The 20765-nt window shown below is 68.6% G+C and carries 21 protein-coding genes and 1 tRNA gene; 6 read left to right on the top strand and 16 right to left on the bottom strand.

Translation table 11 applies throughout. The features are described 5' to 3' along the window. Positions 1-94 precede the first annotated feature (94 nt). Positions 95-928 (top strand): MBL fold metallo-hydrolase, encoded by an 834-nt coding sequence (locus tag ACSG06_RS10535; protein ID WP_440990210.1) that lies wholly within the window; start codon positions 95-97, stop codon positions 926-928. Positions 929-1307: 379 nt separating this feature from the next. Next, complete coding sequence (locus ACSG06_RS10530; RefSeq protein WP_440990209.1) at positions 1308-2954, top strand: rhomboid family intramembrane serine protease; 1647 nt, start codon at positions 1308-1310, stop codon at positions 2952-2954. 44 nt (positions 2955-2998) lie between these two features. On the opposite strand, the gene ACSG06_RS10525 is transcribed toward ACSG06_RS10530, so the two are convergent. Together ACSG06_RS10525 and ACSG06_RS10520 are read right to left on the bottom strand one after the other, a co-directional pair. Then, positions 2999-3631, bottom strand: a complete 633-nt coding sequence (locus tag ACSG06_RS10525; RefSeq protein WP_440990208.1) for an METTL5 family protein — start codon at positions 3629-3631, stop codon at positions 2999-3001. A gap of 10 nt (positions 3632-3641) precedes the next feature. Further along, positions 3642-4043 (bottom strand): DUF7961 family protein, encoded by a 402-nt coding sequence (locus ACSG06_RS10520; RefSeq protein ID WP_440990207.1) that lies wholly within the window; start codon positions 4041-4043, stop codon positions 3642-3644. Positions 4044-4188: 145 nt separating this feature from the next. Between ACSG06_RS10520 and ACSG06_RS10515 the strand changes: the two genes are divergently transcribed. Next, on the top strand, positions 4189-4815 hold the full coding sequence (locus tag ACSG06_RS10515) for a TFIIB-type zinc ribbon-containing protein (RefSeq protein WP_440990206.1): 627 nt from the start codon (positions 4189-4191) through the stop codon (positions 4813-4815). Between the two features lie 94 nt (positions 4816-4909). On the opposite strand, the gene ACSG06_RS10510 is transcribed toward ACSG06_RS10515, so the two are convergent. The 12 genes from ACSG06_RS10510 to ACSG06_RS10455 all read right to left on the bottom strand — a co-directional run bounded on the left by ACSG06_RS10510 (position 4910) and on the right by ACSG06_RS10455 (position 16867). Then, positions 4910-5938: a disk-shape morphogenesis protein volactin gene (locus tag ACSG06_RS10510; protein ID WP_440990205.1), complete on the bottom strand. Its 1029-nt coding sequence runs from the start codon at positions 5936-5938 to the stop codon at positions 4910-4912. 101 nt (positions 5939-6039) lie between these two features. Further along, positions 6040-7008, bottom strand: coding sequence for a cell division protein CdpA domain-containing protein (locus ACSG06_RS10505; protein WP_440990204.1), 969 nt, complete (start codon positions 7006-7008; stop codon positions 6040-6042). A gap of 130 nt (positions 7009-7138) precedes the next feature. Further along, positions 7139-7672 (bottom strand): multiprotein bridging factor aMBF1, encoded by a 534-nt coding sequence (locus ACSG06_RS10500; RefSeq protein WP_440990203.1) that lies wholly within the window; start codon positions 7670-7672, stop codon positions 7139-7141. Between the two features lie 42 nt (positions 7673-7714). Continuing rightward, positions 7715-8347 (bottom strand): CDP-alcohol phosphatidyltransferase family protein, encoded by a 633-nt coding sequence (locus tag ACSG06_RS10495; RefSeq protein ID WP_440990202.1) that lies wholly within the window; start codon positions 8345-8347, stop codon positions 7715-7717. Next, entirely contained in the window at positions 8344-8883 is a 540-nt protein-coding gene (locus tag ACSG06_RS10490) for an adenylate kinase family protein (RefSeq protein ID WP_440990201.1), read from the bottom strand. Before ACSG06_RS10490 ends, ACSG06_RS10495 begins: the two co-directional genes overlap by 4 nt. After that, a complete protein-coding gene (gene hisC, locus ACSG06_RS10485; protein ID WP_440990200.1) occupies positions 8880-9968 on the bottom strand; it encodes a histidinol-phosphate transaminase in 1089 nt (362 codons plus the stop codon). Before hisC ends, ACSG06_RS10490 begins: the two co-directional genes overlap by 4 nt. 35 nt (positions 9969-10003) lie before the next feature. Continuing rightward, a complete protein-coding gene (gene hflX, locus ACSG06_RS10480) occupies positions 10004-11311 on the bottom strand; it encodes a GTPase HflX (protein ID WP_440990199.1) in 1308 nt (435 codons plus the stop codon). A gap of 374 nt (positions 11312-11685) precedes the next feature. Continuing rightward, positions 11686-12657, bottom strand: a complete 972-nt coding sequence (locus tag ACSG06_RS10475; protein ID WP_440990198.1) for a halocyanin domain-containing protein — start codon at positions 12655-12657, stop codon at positions 11686-11688. A gap of 4 nt (positions 12658-12661) precedes the next feature. Next, positions 12662-13765: a multicopper oxidase domain-containing protein gene (locus ACSG06_RS10470; RefSeq protein WP_440990197.1), complete on the bottom strand. Its 1104-nt coding sequence runs from the start codon at positions 13763-13765 to the stop codon at positions 12662-12664. 183 nt (positions 13766-13948) lie between these two features. Further along, positions 13949-15574 (bottom strand): GMC family oxidoreductase, encoded by a 1626-nt coding sequence (locus ACSG06_RS10465; RefSeq protein WP_440990196.1) that lies wholly within the window; start codon positions 15572-15574, stop codon positions 13949-13951. Further along, positions 15571-16101 carry a gluconate 2-dehydrogenase subunit 3 family protein gene (locus tag ACSG06_RS10460; protein WP_440990195.1) on the bottom strand — a complete coding sequence of 177 codons (531 nt, stop codon included), beginning with the start codon at positions 16099-16101 and terminating at the stop codon, positions 15571-15573. Before ACSG06_RS10460 ends, ACSG06_RS10465 begins: the two co-directional genes overlap by 4 nt. Positions 16102-16129: 28 nt before the next feature. Next, complete coding sequence (locus ACSG06_RS10455) at positions 16130-16867, bottom strand: fumarylacetoacetate hydrolase family protein (protein WP_440990194.1); 738 nt, start codon at positions 16865-16867, stop codon at positions 16130-16132. 123 nt (positions 16868-16990) lie between these two features. Here ACSG06_RS10455 and ACSG06_RS10450 point away from each other — a divergent pair. Then, positions 16991-17065, top strand: a tRNA-Glu gene (locus ACSG06_RS10450). Between the two features lie 140 nt (positions 17066-17205). Here ACSG06_RS10450 and ACSG06_RS10445 read toward each other — a convergent pair. Then, positions 17206-18057, bottom strand: a complete 852-nt coding sequence (locus tag ACSG06_RS10445; RefSeq protein WP_440990193.1) for an alpha/beta fold hydrolase — start codon at positions 18055-18057, stop codon at positions 17206-17208. Positions 18058-18138: 81 nt separating this feature from the next. Here ACSG06_RS10445 and ACSG06_RS10440 point away from each other — a divergent pair, with 81 nt between their 5' ends. Next, positions 18139-18375 carry a hypothetical protein gene (locus tag ACSG06_RS10440; RefSeq protein ID WP_440990192.1) on the top strand — a complete coding sequence of 79 codons (237 nt, stop codon included), beginning with the start codon at positions 18139-18141 and terminating at the stop codon, positions 18373-18375. A 1-nt stretch (position 18376) separates the two neighbouring features. Here the strand turns inward: ACSG06_RS10440 and ACSG06_RS10435 are convergent, their stop codons facing one another. After that, positions 18377-19582: an ABC transporter permease gene (locus ACSG06_RS10435; protein ID WP_440990191.1), complete on the bottom strand. Its 1206-nt coding sequence runs from the start codon at positions 19580-19582 to the stop codon at positions 18377-18379. A 185-nt stretch (positions 19583-19767) separates the two neighbouring features. Here ACSG06_RS10435 and ACSG06_RS10430 point away from each other — a divergent pair, with 185 nt between their 5' ends. Continuing rightward, positions 19768-20754: an ABC transporter permease gene (locus tag ACSG06_RS10430; protein ID WP_440990190.1), complete on the top strand. Its 987-nt coding sequence runs from the start codon at positions 19768-19770 to the stop codon at positions 20752-20754. Positions 20755-20765: the final 11 nt, after the last annotated feature.

The raw sequence follows: 20765 nt of genomic DNA, 5'->3' as shown, positions 1-20765 counted from the left end.
CACGTACCTGTACCACGAACATAAAGGAAACGGGCCGAACTGCTATCGGCCGGAGTGACAATCCTTAGGACGACGGCCCCCGCACGCTTCGGGTATGACAGTGAGCGACTGGGGCGACTGGCTCCCCCGGGCCGTCGAGGACGCGTCACCGGATGGGGTCGCCGTCTGGTACCTGGGCTGTAACGGATTCGTACTCAAGGCCAGCGACGGGACGACGCTGTTCGTCGACCCCTACGTCGGACTGGGCGACCCACCACGTACCGTCCGGATGATTCCGGTGCCGTTCGACCCCGCAGACGTCGAGGCGGCCGACGCGGTCTTCGCCACGCACGAGCACACCGATCACGTCCACGGGCCGAGCCAGGCACCCATCCTCGAGCAGACCGGCGCGACGTTCTACGCGCCCGACGACAGCCTCCTCGTCGCCCGGGAGGAGGAGTCCTGGGCCGACGACCACGCCATCGACGACCACCAGTTCCACGAGGTCAGCGAGGGCAACACGGTCGAGGTCGGCGAGTTCACCGTCCACGTCGAGCCCGCCCACGACCCCGACGCGACCCACCCGGTCAGCTACGTGTTCGAACACGACGGCCACACCGTGTTCCACGGCGGCGACACCAAGCCCAGCGACGAGTTCGCGGCGCTCGGCGAGACCTACGACATCGACCTCGGCATCCTCGCGTTCGGCACCGTCGGGAACATTCCCGACAAGGAGACCCGCGAACCGAAGCGCACGCGCTGGTACAACGACGAGAACCAGGTCGTCGAGGCCGCCAGCGACCTCCAGTTCGACCGGCTCCTCCCGAGCCACTGGGACATGTGGAAGGGCCTGATGAGCGACCCGAAGGTGCTCCACCACCACGCCAAGAGCTTCGACTATCCCGAACGGCTCGAAATCGTCGAGATCGGCGACCGCGTCGACCTGTAATCGACTGTTTCGGCTCCCGTGAACGTTCCCCGGCGACATCGTCCGAACAGCTGGGTGGCGCGCGACTGTCTCGGAATCGCTCGCGATTCCGACGGCCAGTGAGAGCTCGCTCTCACCCTGACGAGACTGTGCGAGCGGTGCGCGGTTCTGAGTTGGCGCTGGTGAGCGAGAACCGCGACTGCGAACGGGGAGCCTGCGACCCGTGACCGCACCGAGCCGCGGGAGTCGAGCCCCTCGGGGCGTACTGGGTGCTGTTGGACCCAGTTGTTCTGGTCGAGAGCGGAGCCTTCCGGCTGTCCGGAAACCACGCGAATCCCACGAGATATCGACCCCACTCGCAGCACGAACGCATTAGTACCAGCCGTCCCTCCCGGCGGATATGGGTCTGCTGTCGACTGTGATGGTCGTCTTCGTGCTGGTCGCGCTCGCCGTGTCGCTGGGCGTCGTCGCCTGGCTGGACCGGCCGGGTGGTGAGTGGGGTGCGCGACTACGGTCGCGCTGGGTGATGGGCGTGCCGTGGGGGACGCTCGTCGTCGTCGGGTTCGTGCTCGCCGTGTACCTGTTCGTCCAGGGCGGCTGGGACCACTGGCGGAGCCCGGTGGTGCTGCCGTTCCGCGCCTGGTCGTACCTCTACCCGACGGGGCTGCTGACCGCGGGGTTCTCGCACGCCAGCCCGGGGCACCTGACTGGCAACCTCACCGGCACCATCGTGCTGAGCCCGCTGGCGGAGTACGCGTGGGGGCACTTCCCCGAGAGGCGCGGCTCGGAGTCGTTCTCCTCGTGGCGGACGAACCCCTGGTTCCGGGCGCTCGTCGTCTACCCCGCCGCCGTGCTCGCGGTGGGTGTGCTGACGGCCCTCTTCTCCATCGGCGCGGTCATCGGCTTCTCGGGCGTCGTGTTCGCGTTCGCGGGCTTCGCACTGGTCCGGTACCCGTTGACGACGGTCGTGGCGGTGCTCGGGGGGCAGCGCTTCTTCGCCCTGTTGTACGACGTGCTCCGGGACCCGGTGCTCGTCCAGGGGGCATCGCCGAGCCCGCCGTCGCCGCCGTGGTGGGCCGGCATCGCCATCCAGGGCCACGCGTTCGGGCTCTTCGTCGGCTTCCTGCTCGGGGTGGCCGTGTTCTACCGGCGGAGCGACCGGCCGAGCGCGCTGCGGCTCTGGCTGGGCGTGCTCTTCTTCGCGGTGGCGAAGAACCTCTGGGCGGTGTACTGGTACCTCGGGAACGACGAGTACGTGCTCTACCGGGGTGTGGGGCTGGTCCTCGTCGTCGGACTCGCGGTGGTGGTCGCGCTCGCGCTCGACGTGACCGAGCGGGACTTCGACGCGTTCACCCTCCGGACCGGCGCGGTGACGGTGCTGGTCGTCGTCGCGGCGGTGATGACGGGGCCGGCGGTGTACAGCAACCTGACCACGGTGTCGGACTCGTCGGTGCCGGGGAGCGATACGGTCGAGGTGCAGGGCTATCAGGTGACCTACGCCGAGAACGTCCGCAACGAGCTCATCCCGGTCGTCGACGTGGGGCCGCTCTCCCAGCAGACGAACGTGAGCTCGTCGGGCGTCATCGTGGTCAACCAGGACCGGAGCATCTGGTACGAGAGCGTCTCGGCCGGAAGACTCGCCTACACGGGCTACACACGGGTCAGGGTCGGCGGCGTCGGCTGGAACGCGGACGTGGGCGTCAACCGCGACGGTTGGTCGGCCGTCGGCGGCGGCACGGCGTACCGGGTGTCGCTCAGGCCGCCGGACGGCGACTGGACGCTGGTCCACGAGAGCAACGCGGTGACCGCCGAGCCCCGGCTGGACGGGATGAACCTCTCGATCACGCCGGCGGGGAACGGCCCGTACCAGATCGTCGTCAGCCGGAACGGCTCGGTGGTCGGGCGCGACGCGGTGCCGCGGGCGAACAGCTCGGCCACCATCGGCGGCATCGGGTTCGTGCGCGTGGAACGCAGCGGCGGTGACCGCATCTACGCGGTCGTCGGCGATACGCGGGTCCGCGTGTTCGCACAGGAGACGTATCGGTAGTTCTGCGTGCCGGCGCGCGGGTCCGGAGAACAGCGGCCGGGTGGTCAGTCGTCGCCGGCCCACTCGATCCTGAACACTTCCGCGTCGACGGTGTGCGTCTCGGACTCGTGGAAGGGGAACTGGCGCTCGAGGTCGAGTTCGGCCGCGAAGGCGTGGGTGACCGCGCCGGCTTTGTCGGCCGCGAACGACTCGACGAACGCCTGGCTCCCCTCGTTGTGCACCGAGTAGGAGACGTCCGCGAGCGACGACGCCGCGGCGAGGAACGCCCGGTCCGCGTGTTCGTTGCCGTCCTGGGCGCCGAAGGGTGGGTTCATCAGCACGGTCGTCGGGCCGGAGGGACAGAGCGGCGGGGTCGTCGCGTCCCCACAGCACCACTCGACGGTCGTGCGCGCCCCGACGCGGTGTTCGTTCTCTCGGGCGGTCGCGAGTGCGACCCGGTCGAGGTCGACGCCGACGACGCGCTCTGCGCCCCTGAGCGCCGCGCCGAGGGCGAGCATCCCGGTCCCGGTTCCGAGGTCGAGCACCGTCGCGCCGACGATGTCGCCCTGCGTGTCGGCGACGTGGACGATGGAGGCTGCTACCTCGGGCGGTGTCGGGTACTGTTCGAGGTCGGTCCGCGGCGAGTCGAAGCCGGCGACCACGCCGAGTTGTTGCGCCAGCGCGCGCCGTGTACTCATCGCGAGAGGATCAGTCGTCGAGGCTGATAGGCCCGTCGAGTTCGAACCCGACGCCCTCGCGGCGTGCGCGTTCCGCACACGCCGAGAGCGCGGGCTCGACCTTGTCCGCGTCGGCCACGTCGTCGCACGCGACGGTGACGCGGGCCGCGCCGAGGAACGCCGCCGCGCGGACGTAGCCCCGCACGCGGTCGACCTCGCGCTGGGTCGAGAGCGAGCAGTCCTCGTCGAAGCAGGCCCGCACCGTCAGCACGGACGGGACGTAGCCCGACTCGGTGAGCTCGTGCTTGAGTTCGCGCAGGTACTCGGGTGCGGTGGAGTCCAGTGCCTGGGCGTCCAGCGAGACCGGCTGGAGGTCCTCGGGTCGACAGTGTTCGATGGTTCGTTCGACGTTCGCGGACGGGGTCGCACTCATGTTCGCCACATACACTATGGGAATACAAAAAGGTTTGTAAATGTTCTGTAGTAATATCGGGCCTGGCGACCCGTCGGTAAGGTACACGTACCTGAACCGTGAGAGGATGGAACACGCTTATTATTCCGTGCGTTCACATTCCTGTATGAAAGAGTGCCCACGGTGTGGATCCTCGCTCAGCGCGTACTCGCTGAGCGACGTGGAAGCGTACGGCTGTGACTCGTGTGGGTGGGTCGGTGTGCCGGTCGACCACCAGAGCGAACCGAAGCGGCTGGAGTCCTGGCAGGACGCCATCCAGCGGTTCCAGAAGAAGTTCGCCGCAGACGGCCTCGAGGAGCACGCCGAACGACTGGAACGGGTCGAACAGGCCCGCCGTGACGCCGTGAGCGCGGGCGAGGACGACGGTGCAACTCCCGACGCCGAAGAAGCGGAGTCGACGGATGCCGACGAAGAGGCGACGGCTGGCGACACCGACACCCCAGCCGAACCCGAGCCGTCGGCTGACGAGGCCGACGGAGCGTCCGAGGGGTCCGACACGGACACGGAGGAGGACGAGCCGCCGACAGAGACGGCGGACGACGAAGGGGACGATGCAGCGCACGCGGAGACGGACGACGAAGGGGACGAAGCAGCGCACGCGGAGACGGACGACACCGAGGACGATGCAGCAGACGCGGCAGACACCGTCGAGAAGGTAGCAGAGTCCGATGATGAGGCAGCAGAGTCCGACGAGGAAGAGGTAGAGGTCGCAGCCGACGGCGCCGGGCAGTAACGGTTCGTTCTCTCGGGATCGAGTTCGCTAGGAGCTGCCTACGACAGCCGTCGCTCGGCGGTCGCGACAGCGTCGAAAAATGGGGTGAGTGTCGTTACTCGTCGGCCGCCGGCGCCTCGGCCTCAGCCTGCTGCGTGTCGTCGACGTCCTCGTCGGAGCGTGCGGCGACGAGCGAGCCACGTGCGACGGAGTACAGCGGCTCGTTGGCGTGCTGGACGCCACTGATGGAGAACGGGATGTTCGCGTCCTCGAGGTGGTCACGGAACAGCGCCTCGAAGCCGTCCGGGCTGGAGGTGCCGCCGGTGACGACGACGGGCACGTCCAGGCCTTCCTCGACATCCTCCTCGTCGACCTCGCGGACGACGTTCTCGATGACGTAGTCGAGCAGGTTCTCGTAGTAGATGCTGAGTGCACCCTCGACGCCACCGACGTCGGTGGTGAAGTCGAGCTCGAAGTCGTTCTCCTTGATGGAGGTGACCTTGTCGACGGGCGTGCCCGTGGCCTGTGCGGCCTGCTCGTCGATCCAGTCGCCACCGCGGGCGACGGAGAACTTCATGACCGGCACCGCGTAGTACGCGAGGCAGACGTTCGTCATGCCCGCGCCGAAGCTGATGCCCAGGCCGGTGAAGTTGTTGTCCGCCAGTTCGCTGTAGATGACGGACATGCCCTCGTTGATCGGCTCCGCGTCGTAGCCCATGTTGCCGAGGAAGCTCTCGATGGTCTTCTGGTGGTAGAGCGTCGAGAGCTCGGAGTCGATCGGGTCCGCGGGAACCGAGAAGTACAGCTTCTCGTCGGGGTGGTTCGGCTCGCCGACGACCTGCTCGATGATGAGCTTCATCATCGGGATCGCGGACTTCTCCGAGGAGGAGAGGATGCCGTGCTTCATCGGACGGCGTGTCTCCTTGTTGAAGATGTTCGCGAAGTTCAGGGCGTCGTCACCGACGACGTACACCTTGTCGTCCTTCCGGATGTGGAGGACTTCCGAGCGCGAGAGCATCTGCTCGGCCATGTCGGAGTACTCGATCTCCACGAAGGAGTTCCGCTGCTGTACGAACACCGTGTCGTTCCCATCCTGTTGGGCCGACAGTATGTTCATCGTCCCAACGTCCAGGCCTTTAGCCATATTTGCCCATTCTATCCCACCGAATAATAAAACTATGTGAAATTATTTCATCACTATCGGCATTGGTATAAATCTGCCACTACCGAATCGGGTGACGTGGGTCAGCTGAGACCGAGGGCCCGCTTGATGCGGGCGATAAAGCCACCCCTACCACCAGTCGCCGCGGCGATGCTCGTGGACTCCTCGGACTTGCGCTGTTCCTCCCGCTGGCGACGTTCGCGCAGTTCCTTGAGCTTCTGGGTCTGGTCGTCGACGGTCGTGTTCGACGTGGCGGTCTTCTTCTCCCCGCCCTTCATCGCCTTGAGGTTCTGTATCTGGGAGTCGACGCCCTGCGAGCGGGTCACGTTCGCAGTCTGCTGGCTGAACGCCGAGGTGTCCATCTCCTCGTCGACGCTGAACTGGAGCCGCCGGTTGTCGCTCTTCTCGACGCCGCCCCAGGAGAGGTCGACCCCGGACATCGCCTGGTCGATGTCTGCCTGGATCTCGGCGTCGGAGTAGGACTCCTCCGGCTCCTCCTCTTCCTCCTCCATCGGCTGGATGTCGGCCGGCCCCGGCTTCCGGTAGCGTTCGAGCTGGTCGGCGACCAGTGCTGCACCGGTCGAGCCGACGACGAGGACCAGACCGAGGGCGTAGAGGCTGATTACCCCGAGGGTCGCACCGACGCCGTACTCGTTCCACTGGCCGGGGTAGACCGACACGAACCAGACGACGGCGGCCAGGTCGATGACGCTACCCGCGGCGGACGCGTAGACGGCACGCCGTTCGACCGGCAACAGGACCACGATGCCGGTGATGGTCGCGGGAAGCGAGAGCATCCCCAGGGCGTACGCGATGCGCGTCCAGTTCCAGAACGGGTCGGACCCCGCCTCGAAACTCGTGAAGCTGACCACGGTCAACAGCAGCGCGACGATTCCAACGACGATGCCACCGAAGAACAGGCCGAAACCGAGGTAGACGTCGGTTTCCTCCTCGGGTTCGCCGATGTACTCACGGTACAGATTGTATAACGGGTTGTCAGGTGGCGACTCCTCCGCCCCTGTCGCCGTAGACGGTGATTCCTCGTCAGCCATTGTCGCCCAATACAGGGTCATCTCTCATGACTGTTTGGTTAAGCGTATTCAACCTGAAAAAAGACGGTCTTACGTGCGCATGCCGTCCGTCTGACGCCCGGGGAGAACGGCGGTGATAGGTCCGCTCCCGTCAGTCCTTGCGCTTGACCACGTCGCCGAGCGTCGTGGTCGTCGAGGAGCCGGAGTCCCAGTCGCTCTCCTCGTCGCTGCCGGTGCCCATGTCGAGGTTGATCTCGAGGAACCGCTCGAGCTTGGACTGCACCTTGTCGCTCGGGAGCGTGTCGCCGCGCTCCAGCTTGCGGATGAGGCTGGCCTTCTCGTTGAGCTCGTTCGCGAGGTCGGACTGGCTCAGCCCGCGGTCCTCGCGCGCCTGCCGGATGCGTTCGTCGTAGTCCTGGGCGAGCTCGTCCATATCGTCGAACATGTCCGACCGGCGCCGGGAGGAGCCACCGCCCGAACCGCCGGACGAGCTGGACGAGCTCGAGGACGAGGAGGAAGAACTCGAGCTGCTGGTCGAGTACTTCGTGGAGGTGCTCGAGGACTGCTGGGTCTTCACTTCCGTTCCGAAGTCGGCACAGTCGTCGCAGACATCGAGCTCTGCGCCTTCGACCTTCACCGTCTTCGGCGACGCCGTCTCGGCACCACACATCTCACACTGAACCATAGGCGACCGTTCGTCGCGTGCGTTGATAAAAGATACGACGGCTCAGTCCAGCTGGCCCCAGACCTCGCGGAACCGCTGGAGCGCGGTGATGTGCCCGACGACGGCGAAGACGACGAGCAGCCAGCCGACGACGTCGAGACCGTACAGGGTCCGCGACAGGCCAGCGGCGACGAAGCCGACGAGGCCAGAGAGCGCGAGGCGGTCGGCCCGGCCGAGCACGCCGGCGTAGAGCCGGCCGACGCCGACGGCCTGGGCCTGCGTGCCGAGGTAGGAGGTCATCAGGACGCCCGTGACGGCCGCGAGCCCGAGGTCGTAGCGGCCGATGCCGGCGGCGAAGCCGGCGATGATGACGAGGTCGGCGTATCGGTCGAGCACGTGGTCGAGCACGTCGCCGGCCTCGCTGGCCACGTCCTGCGCCCGGGCGAGCTCGCCGTCGATGACGTCGAGCCAGCCGTTGAGACCGACACAGAGCGCGCCGAGGGCGTACCAGACCGCGCGGCTCCCGGCGGGGGCCTCGACGGCCGGGCCGCCGAGGGCGAACGCGACGGCGGCCGCGCCCGCGAGTCCGAACGCGATGACGCTGACGGCGTTGGGCGTCAGTCCCACCCGGTCCGCGAGCCTGACGAACGGGTCGAGCAGCGCCTGGATGCGTGGTCTGAGCTGGTCCAGCGTCATAGGTAGTCGAGGTAGTCCACGTCGCCCGCGCTCGGTTCTCGCGTCCCGTCGACGACCGCCGCGAGCGCCTCCGAGACGGCCTCCGGTGTCGACTGGGTGGTCTCGATCTCGTACACGGAATCGAGGCCGTGGTTCTCGACCGCCTGCGAGAGCACGACGTCGAGCGCCTCGCTCTCGGCGTTCTCGGCGGCCTTCGTGTCGGATTCGCCGCGGTCCCGGAGCCGCTTCGCCAGGGCTTCGGGCGCACAGCGCAGGACGGCCACGCGGTCGGCGTCGAGGTGGTGCGCCAGGTGGGAGTCGAGCACCAGGAAATCGCCCCCATCATCGCGGGCTGCCTCGTACTCGTCGACCCACGCCGCGAGGGCGTCGAGGTCCGCGACCACGCTGTCGCGCTCCTCGTCGACCGCCTCGTACAGTACCTCATCCTCGATGACTTCGTTGAGGTGGACGACGTCGACGTCGTCGCGGGCCTCGGCGAGCAGCTCCGTCGCCGTCGTCTTGCCCGTGCCGGGCGTGCCCGTCACCGCGACCCTCACGCCCCGAGCACCTCGTTCAGGGTCTCGACGGCCTCGCGTGTCTGGTCCTCGGTGCCACAGGTGATGCGCACGCAGCCGGGCAGCCCGAAGCTCGTGCAGTCGCGGACGATGACGCCCGCGCGCTGCATCTCGTCGGCGACGGCACCGGCGCTCTCCGGCCCGCGGGCACCCGAGACATCGACGAGCACGAAGTTCCCCTCCGAGGGCCACACCGGCGCGTCGATCTCCTCGCGCATGTACTCGCGCGCCCAGCGAGCCGTCTCGACCGACTTCTCGACGTGTTCGTCGTCCCCGAGCGCGGCGAGTCCGGCCCGGCAGGCCAGCTCGCTCGCCGCGAATGGGGTGTTCACGCGTGCGTAGGCGTCGGCCCAGTCGTCGGGAACCAGCGCGTAGCCCAGCCGCACGCCGGCCAGCCCGTACGCCTTCGAGAACGTCCGGAGGATGGCAACGTCGTCGCGCTCGTCGAGCAGGCCGCGGGCGCTGTCGACGTCGGCGTACTCGCCGTAGGCCTCGTCGACGAGCACGAGCGTCTCCGCGTCGGTCTCGTCGGCGATGCGCTCGATGGCCGCCAGCGAGAACGTCCCGCCCGTCGGGTTGTGCGGGCTGGTGAGGTAGACGATGCGCTCGCCGTCGTACTGGTCGAGGACCACGTCGGCCGTCAGCGCGAGGTCCGGGCGCGCCAGCTCGTACGTCTCCACCTCGCCGTGGTGGTACCGGGCGCTCATCCCGTAGTAGGCGAAGCCCGGGTCCGGCACGAGCACGGTATCGCCCGGTTCGAGCATCGCCCGCGCGAGGTAGTCGAGCGCGCCGTCGCCGCCGTTGGCGAGCCAGACCTGCGCGGCGTCGCAGTCCCAGCGGGTGGCGAGGGCGTCCCGCAGGTCGGCGTGGGCCGCCTTCGGGTACGAGGAGACGCCCGGGGCGGTCTCCTGGATGGCCTCGACCGCCGCCGGCGAGGTGCCGTGGGGGTTCTCGTTCGACGCGAGCTTCGTGAGTGCCGCCGGGTCCACGCCGAGGTCCCTGGCGACCTCCTCGATGCCGCGCCCCGCCTCGTAGGCGACGTGAGCCGAGAGGTCGCGTGGTTTCATGCTCGAAAGCCCGGGCCGTGAGCCCTTAAGCGTAGTCAAGCACGGCCGTCGGTGCCCGTTCCGTCGTCGTCGGTCGCGTCGTCTCCGAACGCCTCGACCCGTGCCCGGGCCTGCTCGACGACCGACGGCCGCGCCCGGAGTTCGAGCCGGACCCCGTCCCCGTACTCGACCGAGTCGACGGCCCCGTGCTCGTGGCACCACGAGACGAACCCCATCGTGTCGTCGCCCTGTGGGAGGTCGAACGTCTCGGTCGACGCGGGCAACGCCGCGACGACGCGCTCGCGCAACTCGTCGAGTCCGCATCCCTCGGTCGCGCTGATGGGCACTGGCTCGCCGAGGTCCCCCGGGAGCACCGACCGTTTGCGTTCGAGTTCGTGGCCGTCGACGCGGTCGGCCTTGTTCAGCACCGGGACCACCGGTCCGTCGCCGACCTCGTCGAGCACCGTCCCGACACGCTCGCGGAGTGCGTCGACGGGTTTGCTCGCGTCGGCGACGAGCACCACGACGTCGGCCTCGCGCGCCTCGACGAGCGTGGACCGGAACGCCTCCACGAGGTCGTGGGGCAGGTCGCGGATGAACCCGACCGTGTCCGAGACGAGCAGCCGGCGGCCGTCGACGGTACACCGGCGCGTCGTCGTGTCGAGCGTCTCGAACAGCCGGTCCTCGACGTTCGCGGTCTCGGCGAGGTCGTCCGGTCCGGCTCCGAGGTCCTCGAGTGCCAGCTCGTCGGCGAGCCGGTGCAGCAGGGTCGATTTGCCCGCGTTCGTGTAGCCCGCGAGCGCGACGAAGTCGAAGCCGGCGTCGTGTCTTCGCTCGCGGTTCCGGTCGCCCTCCTCGGGCAGCTCACCGAGCCGGTTCTGCACGCGGTCGATCCTGAGCTTGACCTCGCGAATCCACTCTCCCTCGGGGTCGTGCGTGGGAAAACCCTTGTACTCGGTGTCCTGTCCCTGTATCTCGCGACGACGGTGCAACTCGTGCTGGAGCCGTGCGAGCTCGACCTGGAGCGACGCCCGCCTGGTGCTCGCGCGCGCCTCGAAGATGTCGAGGACGAGCCGGAATCGGTCCCTGACCTCGACGCCGTCGGGGAGTCGGTCGGTCCACGCGAAGAACTGCGACGGCGTGAGCTCGTTGTCCACGACGACGAATGGGGCGTCGTGGTCGCGAACGCTCTCGGCGACTGCGTCTACCTTGCCCCGACCGAGATTGAACGTGGCGTCCTCCGCGCGTGTCTGTGTGTGTTCGGCGACGACCTCGTGGCCGGCGGATTCGGCGAGGGCCCGGATCTCCGCCGTGTCGGGTCGTCCGTCTGTGGTTCGTGCTGCGAGTACTGTCCGTCGTGACATGTGATGTGGATCTGGCTGGGTGGTTCTGCGGCGTCGCGTCACGAGCGACAGCTGCGCGTCGAAGTTCGCACGACGGAGACGCCGCTGGCGGTCCAGGGCGTGCGGGCTCGCGACCCGACCCTCACGGGGTCGGCGACCGAGTCCGGCTCAGAAAGTGGATAGGGTCTCCATCGTGACCGTACAAGGCTGTCGGCACACTGGCACTTCAACCTTCGCCCGGGCTGTGTCGCTGTGACATGGTTCCGGACAGCCGGCGTGAAAAACCGCGTTTCGGCGCAGAACTAGTCGGGGAGCAGTCATGTTTCCGTCCGAGTGACCGGGCGCGGCACGACAGATAAACTATATTGCGCTATACAAAATCGGTGGGTCCGGGTTCAGTCCTGCGTCGTGTCCCGCAGGTGCTCGCGCAGGCCGAACAGCATCGGCGCGGAGACGAGCGCGAGCAGGCCGCCGCCCGCTGCGAGCGCGGACTTCGACATGACCTCCTGCGGGCCGTCACCGACGAGGACGACCCCGCGCATGCCGCGGTCGCGGTAGTCCGTGCAGTAGTACTTGCTCAGGCCCGACCCCGAGAACTCCATCGCGTAGCGGGTCCCGACGTCGGTCGTGTGCTCGCTGGCGAAGCCGAGCGTGTCGTCGACCACGCTGTATGGCCCCTCCGTGCCGGCCCACTCCCAGACGACCGTCGTCCCCGGGTCGACACGGATCGCTGGCGGGTCGAAGGCGTACGGGCCGCCGTTGCCCTGCGCGCCGACGGTGACCGTCACGCTCTCCTGGCCGCGCCTGTCGACGACGCCCTCGTAGTTCTCGACGCCCTCGAGCCAGCCGTCGAACGTCGGGCCGGTCGGTCCCGCCTCCTCGTCGGCGGAGCTGGTCGCGGTCGCGGCGTTCTCGGCCAGCGTGACCGAGACGTCGCCGACCATAAGGGCGGCGCGCATCCCCATGCTCTTGTGGGGGTTGCAGGCGTACCGGACGACGCCGCTCTCCTCGAACGTCTGCTCGAACGTCGCACCGGTCTCGCCCTGCATCTCGGACGCGAAGCTGCCGTCCTCGGCGGCGACGTCGTGGACGCCGCCGTTGCCGGACCACTCCCAGACGACCGTCGTCCCCGGGTCGATTCTGACGGCGGGCGGGTCGAACGCGAACGCGCCGCCGTTGCCCTCGGAGCCGACCGTGATGGTCACCTCGGACTCGCCGGTCCAGTCGACCAGGCCGTCTGCGTTGCTCACACCGTCGAACCAGTCGACGAGCGATACCTCCCCGGTCTGCTGGCCGGCGGCCAGTCCCGACGCCGCCGTCCCGAGGGCGACGGTGCCGGCCGCGGCCATGAACTGGCGTCTCTGCATGCTCTCACCCCTCGTAGCCAGCGTAGTCCATCAGGTTCGCGAAAATCTCCGTGTCCATCGCGCTCGTGTAGACGATGCCGGTGAGCATCCCACCAGGGTAGCTCGAGCCGTTGCGGACGTGGTCGACCTTGTGGCAGTGCATGAGGTAGATGCCGGGGTCGGCGTCGGCCTCGAACTCGATGGTGTACCGCTCGGCGGGCGCGACGTTCAGCACGTCCTGCTTGAACTGCATCCCCTCGGGGTAGTCCGCGCCGTCCTTCTCGACCACCTTGAACCGGTGGTTGTGGATGTGCAGCGGGTGGCTCATGAAGCCCGCGTTGACCCAGTGGACCCGCACCGTGTCGCCCGGGTCGACGATCATCGGCGAGCCCTCCTCGGGGTGGAGCGTGCGCGGCGCGCACTTCCCGTTGACCGTGAACGCGTCGGGCCGTCGGTTCGTCAGGTCGAACTGGACGTCCTCGCCGGCGTGCTGACGGGCGAGTCGGGTGTCCCACTCGCGAACCGTCGAGAAGTACTCCTTGTCGGCCTCCTCGTAGCCCTCGGGGTCGACGCGCAGGATGCCGAACATCCCCATCTCCATGTGCATCGGCGTCTGGTAGTGGCAGTGGTAGAAGTGCGTCCCCGCCACGTTCGCCGGGATGGTGTACGTGTGCGTCTCGCCGGGCATCACCGTGATGCCGGTCGTCGTCGGCACGCCGTCGTTCTCCCACGTCTTCCGGACGCCGTGGAAGTGCAGCGTGTGCGGCATGTCGGCGTCGGAGTTGTCGAGCGTGATCTCCAGCTCGGCACCCTCGGTGCAGCGGAGGATGGGGCCGGGGACGCTCGGCTCGCCGTCGTCGGCCGCGAAGGCCCACGTCGTCGGGAGGCCGACTGGGCCGCCCATCGTCTCCAGCGGGTGCATGTCGTGGCGGGCCTGGACGGGTTTCAGCGTGACCTCGTGGCCCCGCTCGTCCAGGTCGACGACCTCCGGCTTGCTCGTGGTCGGGAGGTCCTGGGTCAGCTGGCTCTGCGTCGCAGCACCCGGGTTCACCTGCCGCGTGGAGGGGGTGGTCGTCGTCGTCAAACAGCCCGCAGCGGCCGCGAGTCCCGTGGTTCCCGTTGCTGCCATGAACCGCCGTCTCGAGATGCCGGTACCGGGAGCGCCTATCTGATTTCCGCTCATACCTCACCGTGCGAGCAGGATGGACGTATAAAGGGGAGGCGATTCCAGCCCGGTGAGAAAGGTCTCCCCTAGAATTTAATCGGATTTTATGGCGTTATATTGGGGCAGGTTCGCACGGCACGCGCTCGGTCAGAGCGTCTCCGAAACCGCGTCGGCCGCCCGGAGAGCCAGCGCCGCGATGGTCAGCGTCGGGTTCAGCGCGCCACCCGTGACGAACGTCGAGGAGGAGGCGATCCACAGGTTGTCGAGGTCGTGGGTCCGGAGCCGGGGGTCGACGACGCTCTCGTCGGGATCTGTCCCCATCCGCGTCGTCCCCATGTGGTGGAACGCCGGGCCGGTCGCGTCGGCCCCGGCCACCCAGTCGACGTCGACGCCGAGCTCGTCCATGATGGCCGCCTGTCGCTCGTTTGCGGCCTCGATGGTGCGCCGCTCGCGCTCGCCGAGCGACCAGTGTATCTCGGGGACGGGGTTGCCGTGGTCGTCCGTCACGTCCGGGTTCAGGGTCACCCGGTTCTCCGCACGCGGTTCCTGGCCGCAGAGCCCGCCCATCGCGATGCGGTTGCCGTACGCGCCCCGGATCTCGTCGGCCAGCGCGTCGCCCCAGGCAGCCTCGCTGTCGGTCGAGAGTGCGATGTCCACCGGCGACGGGCCCGCGTAGTTCAGGAACTCCAGCTTGTACGGCCCGACCGACCCGTCCACGTCGTCGTAGAACTGGTGGCACTCGCTGGTGATGAAGCCGACGTGCTTCTGACGGGTCGGCTCGTCCAGCTCCCCGCCCATCCCGGCGAACAGGTGGTCCATGAAGTACCGCCCGACCGCGCCGGAGGCGTTCGCGAGCCCGTCCGGGTGTTGCTCCGAGCGCGAGAGCAGGAGCAGCCGGGGGATCTCGATGCCGCCGGCCGCGAGCACGAACCGGCGGGCCTCCTGTCGATGTTCCTCGCCGTCCGGTGTCGCATAGACGACCGCCTCGACCGTCTCGCCCGAGTTGTCGTGCTCGATGCGCTGGACCGGCGCGCGGTCGATGACCCTCGCACCCTCCGCCTCGGCCTTCGCGACGTGGACCGTCGCGTCGTACTTCGCGCCCGAGGGACAGACGGGCTTGCAGGTGCCGTAGCCCTGGCAGGCTGTCCTCCCGTCGCGAGCCTCCGAGTTCCGCGCGTTCGGGGCCGAGTGCATCGCGATACCGAGCGCCTCGCACGCCTCGGCGAACAGCGAGTCCGAGTACGACGGCCGGAACCCCGGCATCGGGAACGGCGTCTCGCGTGGGGGCGCGAACGGGTTGTCGTCGGCCCCGGCGACGCCGAGTTCCTGCTCCGCCGCGGCGTAGTACGGCTGGAGGTCGTCGTAGCCGATCGGCCAGTCGCGCTCGACGCCGTGACGGCTCCGGCGCTCGAAGTCGGCCTCGTGCAGCCGGAACACCATCCCCTGCCAGTGCAGCGTGGTCCCCCCGACGCCCTTGACCCGCGCCGCGTTCAGTGGGTAGTGCTCCGCCCCCGCGTTCGTGTACGCGTCGCGTGGCCCGCCCATGTCCCACACGTCCGCGGGGCCGTGGCTCGGGCGGATGTGCCGCTCCATGCGTTCGAGCCGGTCTGTGGGGTCGAACCGGGGGCCGGCTTCGAGGACGACCACGTCGTAGCCCGCCCCAGCGAGCCGATGGGCGACGAGTGCGCCAGCCGGCCCCGCTCCGACGATGCAGACGTCGGCACGCGGCGACGGGCTGCGGTCCACGTCGTCTGCGGGCGCACTGGTGCTCATCCGTCCGGCCCCCGCCGGTAGCTCGCCGTCCCACCGGGGTGGCCGATGGGGTTCTCGGTGCCGACCAGCGACCCGCCCGTCGGCGACGTGTAGAAGGCGTACAGCAGTTCGTTGACGACGTAGTACCGGACCTGTGCGGGCGGTCGGCCCTCCGGGTCGGGGTCGATGGCGTCCGCGCCGAGCTGTCGGAGCGTCGCGTCCCGGTCCGCCCGCGAGAGCGTCGCGAACGACCCGTCGAACCAGCGCTCGGCGCGGTCGTCGACGACGGCGAGCGCGTCCGCCATCCCGTCCCGGTAGTCGGGCCTGTCGGCTGTCCTGCCCGCCACGTAGGTCTCGACGAACTCGCGCACGCCGCCCACCTCGCTCGGGTACAGGACCTCGGCGACGGCGACCAGCGTCTCGACATCAACGCGCTGGTCCGCACGCCTATCGGCGAGTCGCTCCTGCGAGAGCGCCGCCGCGCCGGCACCGACGACGATGCCTGTCGACGTCAGCGCGGCCAGTGCGTCCCGCCGCGTCAGCTCCATGTCGAACGCGATTAGGCCGACCTAAAACTTAAGCGCTGGGAATCTCGACGGTGTGCACCAGCCGCCCGACGCCCTCGACCTCGATGACGACCTCGTCGCCGTCCTCGAGCTTGCCGACGCCCTCCGGCGTGCCGGTCGCGATCACGTCGCCGGGTTCGAGCGTCATGTAGCTCGTGATCTCTGCGATGAGCTCGGGCACCGAGAAGAGCATCAGCTCGCGGGTCGAGTCCTGGCGCAGCTCCCCGTTGCAGTACGACCGGACCGCCGCGTCCGCGGGCACCTCGTCGGGCGACGCCAGCACTGGGCCGAGGGGCGCTGCCCCGTCGAACGCCTTCCCCCGGACCCAGTTCGTCTCCCGTCGCTGGTCGTCGCGGTTCGAGAGGTCGTTCACGCACGTGAAGCCGGCGACGACGTCCATCGCGTCAGCCTCGCTCACGTCCTTGGCCTGCTCGCCGATGACGACGCCGAGCTCGGCCTCGAAGTCGAGCCGGTCCTTGCCGGCGGGCAACGTCACCTCGCTGCCGTGGCTGGCGACCGTGTTCGGCCCCTTCAGGAACAGCAGCGGTCTGTCGGGCACGTCGTTGCCCATCTCGTCGGCGTGCTCGGCGTAGTTCCGCCCGACGCAGACGATCTTCGAGGGCTCACACGGCGCGAGCACGTCCACCTCGTCCTCCCCGAACGTCCGGTCGCCGAACTCGATCTGGCCGTCGTCCCACTCGCCGTACCGGACCGCACCGGCCGGGTCGCGGAAGCGCACACGTCTCATGCTCGCACCCTGGCGCGGGTCCCGGTTAAGGGTTGAGGACCCGGTGAGTTCCGCGTGTGCCACAGTGCCGGAATCCGGCGGGAACGGAAGGTTTAAAATCGCCCACCGGGAACGAACTGATGCGCTCGGTTGGTGTAGTCCGGCCAATCATCTTGGCCTTTCGAGCCGAGGACAGGGGTTCAAATCCCCTACCGAGCACTTCTCGAACGAACGGAGTGAGTGAGAGAGGAGCGCAGCGTCGGGGATTTGTACCAGGGAGGACGAGCGCAGCGCAGCGAGCACGTCCGACCGTGGTTCAAAACCCCTCCCAGGCACTTCTCGAATCCGGTTCGACCAGCCTACACACCGGAGCCGCCGGCCACCACGTCGGGATACACCGTCTCGGACAGGAACTCGCGGAGCCGGGCGGTGAAGAACTCGGGGTTGTCGATGTTCGAGGCGTGACCGCTGTCCGGGACGACGTGGACGGCCGTCTCGCTGTGTTCGAGCTGGGCGAGCAGTCGGTCCGTCGTCTCCTCGTTGGCCGTGGGGAGGTGCTCGCCGTGCAAGACCAGCGTCGGCGCGGTGACCGTGGAGAGGTCGACGCGCTCGTGCTGGAACCCCGCGGTCGCATCCGCGACCTTCACGAACTCGTCGTGTGAGATCTGGGGGGCCTCCTCGACGAGGCGCTGGACGGTCTCACCGTCCCCGGCGACGCCGGGGAGCAGCCTGTCGCCGACCCGGAGCTGCCAGCGGTTCAGCGTGCGGTAGTCGACGAGCCGGTCCAGTCGGGCGAGGAACCGGATGTTCGCCATGGCGAGGCGGCCGGTGAGCGGCAGCGGGCCGGCGGGGAACGTGTCGGCGAGGACGAGCCCGGCGACCCGGTCGGGGTTGGCCGCGGCGAACGACTGCGCGATGGCCCCGCCCATCGAGAGTCCACAGACCACGGCCCGCTCGATGTCGAGCGCGTCGAACAGCCCGGCGAGGTCCGCGGCGAACAGCTCGATGGCGTACGACGAGCGCGCCGAGCCGCCGGTCCGGCCGTGGCCACGGACGTCGTACGCGATGGTCGTGAACGAGTCCGCGAGGGCGTCCACCTGGGGCTGCCACATGCTGGTACTCATGAGCAGCCCGTGTACGAACACGACCGGCGGACCGTCACCCTGCCGGACGTAGTACGTCTCGATGTCGTCGGTCTGCACGGTCGGCATACAGCATCGGAGGCGCCCGGTCACGATGAGGATACCGAGCGGGAGGCAAGACACTTCACGCTCCACGCAGCACACCCAATCATGACCGAGGCCCTCCTCCGCTCCATCCGGCGGTGGCTCATCACCATCGCGCTCCTGCTGTCGCTGCTGCTCGTCTACCAGACGTTCGGAACGCCCGACCCCGAGGCCGTCGATGCGATGATCAGTCTGTTCGCTGCCGTCGTCGCGCTCGTCTCGGCGCTCTGGCTCTGGCACTCGTTCCGTGGCGGTGCGGGGACCGACACCGCCCAGGAGAGCGCGTCGTCGGGCGAGCACTGAGTCACCCCGACCGCGGGTCGAGGGCGTCCCGCAGCACGTCGCCCACGATGGAACAGGCGACCACCGTCAGCGTCAGTGCCGCGACCGGGAACAGCACGGGCCACCAGACCTCGGGGAAGTAGGCGAAGGTGCCGTGGAGTCCTCCCGAGATGGTCTCGCCCCACGAGATGACCATGATGTCGTTCATGTCCATGTAGGAGATGGCTGCCTCGACGAGGATGATGAGCGGGATCTGCCGTGTCAGGCCGGTGAGGACGGCGTTCGAGACGTTCGGGACGATGTGCCGGGCGACGATGGCGCTGTCCGCGGCGCCGGCGCTCCTCGCGGCGAGCACGTAGCCGGTCTCGCGGCGCTGGACCGCCTCCGAGCGGACGAGCCGGGCGAGCCCGCCCCACGAGAGCAGACCGAAGACGAGCACGAACAGGAACAGCGACCGGCCCCAGTACGAGAGGACGATGTAGGCGACGAACGCCGGGATGGTCTGCTGGACGTCGACGTAGCCCATCAGCGCCGAGTCGAGCCGGCCGCCGACGTAGCCCGCGACGGTGCCGACGAACGTCGCCACGGGGACGATGAGCGTCGCCGTCACGAGCGAGACCTTCACCGCGACGTGGGCGCCGGAGACGAGCACGGCCCACATGTCGTAGCCGAACGGGTCGGTCCCGAGGGGGTACTGCCAGGAGCCGTAGCAGGACGCCCGCGTCTCGGGGCCGACGCAGGGCGTGGCGAACTGGGCGGGGCCGCGGGCGAACACTGGCGGCTGGTGCGAGTGGCTGAAGTTCACGTCCGGCGTCCAGACGAAGGGGCCGAACAGCCCGACGACGAACACGACGACGAGGTAGCAGAGGCAGGCCAGCGCGACGGGGCGCCCGCGGAACTCGCGCCAGAGCCGCCGCCGCAGCCGGCCGTCGACGGCCAGTGGCCAGAGGACGTAGCAGGCGAACGTCAGCAGGGACAGGAGGAACAGCCAGTCGAGCCGACCGAGGTCCCACGTGAGCGGTGTGACGAGGAAGAACCCGAGGTCGACCCTGGGGCCGACGGCCACGAACGTCGGTCGACCGTGGACGAGGAACGTGTCGTAGAGGAAGCCGACCGTCAGCAACAGGAGTCCCGTCGCGTACGTGAGCGTCCGTGGGGAGGGCCGACCACGTCTCGCGGCGACCTCGTCCCAGTCCACGTCCTCGAAGCGATGGCCGGTATCGCTCATCGTCGGGTGGCCCTCGCGGCGAGGTATCCGCTGTCGTCTGCGGCGGCCATGGTCCGAGTGGGACGCGGATGGTGTAAAATGGTACCAAGAGTCAAACAGTCGTTTGAGATATCGACCGGTATAACAGTCGAGTCCACGATTCCTCGGACGATGCTCCGAGGTACGTGCCGTACCGGTGGCGGTCCGTGAGCCGGCTGGGATTCCTCGCCCGCCGGTTCGCGTTCGCCGTCGCCTCGACGTACGCGGTCATGACGGTCGCGTTCGTCGTCGTCGCGACGATGCCGGACCCGAACCTCGGCTGGTTGAGCCAGAGCAAGTCCGTCGACGACCAGGCGGCGGCGGTCGACGCCGTGCGCGAGGCGAAGAACCTGAACGACCCGCTCCACGAGCGGTACCTCTCCTGGGTGATCGACGTGACCATGCTCGACTGGGGGCGGTCGGTCGGGCAGTTCGGCGGCGCGCTCAGCGACAGACCAGCCCCGCCGGTGACCGGGCTCATCGCCGACGCGGTCCCCGTCACGCTCGCGTACGTGCTGCCCGCCGTCGTCGCCTCCTTCGGCATCGCGCTCGCCGTCGGCTCCTACGCCGCCCTGAACCCGCACTCGCGGGTTGCCAACGCCGTCTCCTCCATCGGCTACCTCGGACTCGGGCTGCCGAACTTCTTCATCGCCGAGCTCGCCCTGCTCGCCGGGGCCGAGTGGTACGGCTGGCTGCCGGTCGGCTACCCGTCGACCGTCTCGCTCGCCCAGCCCGACACCCTCGTCCCGTACCTGCTCCCCGCGGCCGTGCTGACGACGACGCTCGCGGCCGGCCAGCTGCGCTACGTCCGCGCCGAGTCCGCCCACTACTTCGGCGAGGAGTTCGTCACACTCGTCCGCGCGAAAGGTGCGTCGAACGTCCGTGTCGTCCGGCACGTCCTCCGGAACGCCGCGCTCCCGCTGCTCTCGCTCTTCTTCGCGGACCTCGTCAGCACACTCGTCGTGCAGGTGTACGTCATCGAGTTCGTGTTCAACATCCCCGGACTGGGCGACCTCGGGCTGCAGGCCATCCGCGACCGCGACATGCCGCTCATCCTCGGCACCACCATGGTCGTCGCCTACGTCGGCATCGCCGGAAACTTCCTCCAGGACGTGGCCTACGCCTGGCTCGACCCACGGGTCACGGAGGAGTAGCGAGACGGCCT

This window comes from Haloarchaeobius baliensis (genome assembly GCF_052060055.1).
In the GTDB taxonomy this organism is placed as follows: domain Archaea; phylum Halobacteriota; class Halobacteria; order Halobacteriales; family Natrialbaceae; genus Haloarchaeobius; species Haloarchaeobius baliensis.
The sequence above is the reverse complement of the archived record's forward strand: the minus strand, read 5'-3'. Positions and strand labels throughout refer to the sequence as shown.